The organism is Cellulophaga sp., assembly GCF_039943695.1.
Classification (GTDB): Bacteria; Bacteroidota; Bacteroidia; order Flavobacteriales; family Flavobacteriaceae; genus Cellulophaga.
Genome location: NZ_JBDVAA010000194.1, coordinates 1 through 2,196 on the forward strand (window position 1 = coordinate 1; position 2,196 = coordinate 2,196).

The 2,196-nt window shown below is 30.4% G+C and carries 3 protein-coding genes and 1 pseudogene; 1 reads left to right on the forward strand and 3 read right to left on the reverse strand.

Going from position 1 to position 2,196, the window contains the following annotated elements; genetic code table 11:
• On the forward strand, window positions 1-409 hold a 409-nt coding region (locus ABJD66_RS14165; RefSeq protein ID WP_348132798.1), incomplete at its 5' end, for a phosphatase PAP2 family protein.
• On the opposite strand, the gene ABJD66_RS14170 is transcribed toward ABJD66_RS14165, so the two are convergent.
• The 3 genes and pseudogenes from ABJD66_RS14170 to ABJD66_RS14180 form a co-directional block, all read right to left on the reverse strand.
• A complete protein-coding gene (locus tag ABJD66_RS14170) occupies window positions 410-1,072 on the reverse strand; it encodes a hypothetical protein (protein ID WP_348132800.1) in 663 nt (220 codons plus the stop codon).
• An 82-nt stretch (window positions 1,073-1,154) separates the two neighbouring features.
• Entirely contained in the window at window positions 1,155-1,871 is a 717-nt protein-coding gene (locus ABJD66_RS14175) for a glycosyltransferase (RefSeq protein ID WP_348132803.1), read from the reverse strand.
• Window positions 1,872-1,894: 23 nt separating this feature from the next.
• Window positions 1,895-2,196 (reverse strand): annotated as a pseudogene (locus ABJD66_RS14180) (methylmalonyl Co-A mutase-associated GTPase MeaB); the annotation flags it as partial.

The window sequence follows — 2,196 nt, forward strand, 5'->3', positions numbered from 1 at the left end:
AAAAAAAACACTATTAATTTTAGTATCTATTGGTGTTTTAATAGGAGCTACAGACCAATTGGCTAACTTTTTTAAATACGGAGTTGCTCGTTTAAGACCTTGTCATAATCCAGAATTAGATGGATTGGTACGCTTGGTTAAGAGTTCTTGTGGTGGTAAATTTGGTTATTTTTCTGCTCATGCAGCAAATTCTTTTGCTGTAGCTGTATTTTTTGGTAATGTACTTAAGAGTAAGTTTAAATACGTAAAAGTATTACTGCTTACTTGGGCAGCGTTTGTTGCCTATAGTAGAATATACATTGGTGTGCATTATACATTAGATGTTGCTACAGGTATTGTAATTGGTAGCTTTTTAGGATTTGTTTTTTATAAACTAATGCTACTTATGTCAGTAAAGTTAAAGCTGTAATTAATTCCCTTTCTTAAATATAGAATCGTTTAGTGGAGCTAAAAATATTAAAATAAATATTGCTCCAAAAACAAGTTCGTAAACTTCCCAAGTTCTACCAGATGGGTTACTTATAACTAAGGCTGTTGCAGCCAAAAAAGCTATGGTATGGTGCCATTTTACAATAGGAACAGCAAACATATTTACAAGGTTTTTAAACCATTGTTGTTTTCTATATAAAAAAGGAGATACAATTAGGTATAAAACCATAACCACCATTAGTAATTGACTAAATATTAGTTTATTTACCTTGGTTTCTCCAACTACCATATTGTGTAAGTTGGTTTCTCCTTGTGCATTATTTTCTATAAAAAACTCGCTAGACTGTACTTCAAATATTCTTTGTCCCCAAGAAACTTCTTCGCCAGCACCAAATAAAAACAAAATAGCAAATAATAAAGTTCCAATTTTCCAAGTAATAGATTTTCCTTTAGAGATGGTAAATAACCTATAAATACAAATAAGACTTATAATAAAAAGCATTAATGCAGTACCGTATTCTACAAGTCCGTCTTCTTGAGCATAAGATTGATCAAAAAAGGCACTGTCTGTTAAACCAAAATATAGTCCAACACTACAGATTACAAATAAAACTGCGTATACTATTTTATCTCTTGTTTTCATTTTTATTTATTTAGTAATATTCAAAGGTAATAATTGGTTGTAAAAGGTGAGTTATACTTTGGTAAGATTTTAACTTTTAAGCTTAGTAGCTTCTTTTATCAACCTTATAATTAATGTATTTGTGTTTCATCCATAAATAGGCAAAACAATCTGCTAAGGGGCCTAAAGATCTGTTCCAAAAGCCAAATTTAGTTTTGCCTGCAATTCTAGGAAAGTGTTGTACAGGAACTTGTTTAATTTTTCCGTTTTGTAACAATATCATTGCGGGTAAAAACCTATGTAAACCTTTAAAAATAGGTATTTGCTTTGCGTAATTTGTTTTAATCACTTTTAAAGGGCAACCTGTATCTTCTACACCATCATTGGTAAAAGAGCGTCTTATTTTATTTGCTAGGGTAGAGGATAGTTTTTTTAAACCGGAATCTTTCCTGTTTGTTCTAATACCAGTAACTAAGTCGTACTTTGGTGTGTATTCTAATAGTAAATTAAAATCTAAAGGGCTTGTTTGTAAATCGGCATCAATGTAACCAACTAGTTCTGTTTTTGCTTCATCAAAACCAGCTTTTATAGCAGCTGTTAATCCGTAATTTTTATCAAAAAGTAAATAAGAAAAATTAGAGTTGTTTGCACAAATTTGCTCTAATAATATTTGACTATCGTCTTTTGAACCATCGTTAATAAATAAAACACAAGTTTTTTTTGTAGCAATTTTAAGGTACTCAGTTAGCTCTTTATCTAATCTGTTAATGTTATCTTCTTCATTGTAAATAGGTACAATTATAGTAAACTCATACTTCATAATATACAAACTAATTGTTGGTCTTATTTACTATGTAACTTTAATAATTTGTCTGCAGCAGCAAAAGGAGATGTTTTATTGTTTATAACGGCATTTATAACGCCTTTTAATTCTGCCTTTACATTTTTATCATCATAAAACTGTTGCTTTAGCTGGTCTTCTATAGTTTGCAATAACCAATATTTGTTTTGCTGTTGTCTTTTTGTATCAAAAAAGCTATTTTTAGTATTGGTGTCTACGTAGCCTTTAATAGTTTCCCAGACCTCTGTAATACCTATATCTTCTAAGGCAGAACAGGCAAGTACCTTTGGTATCCAACCATTAT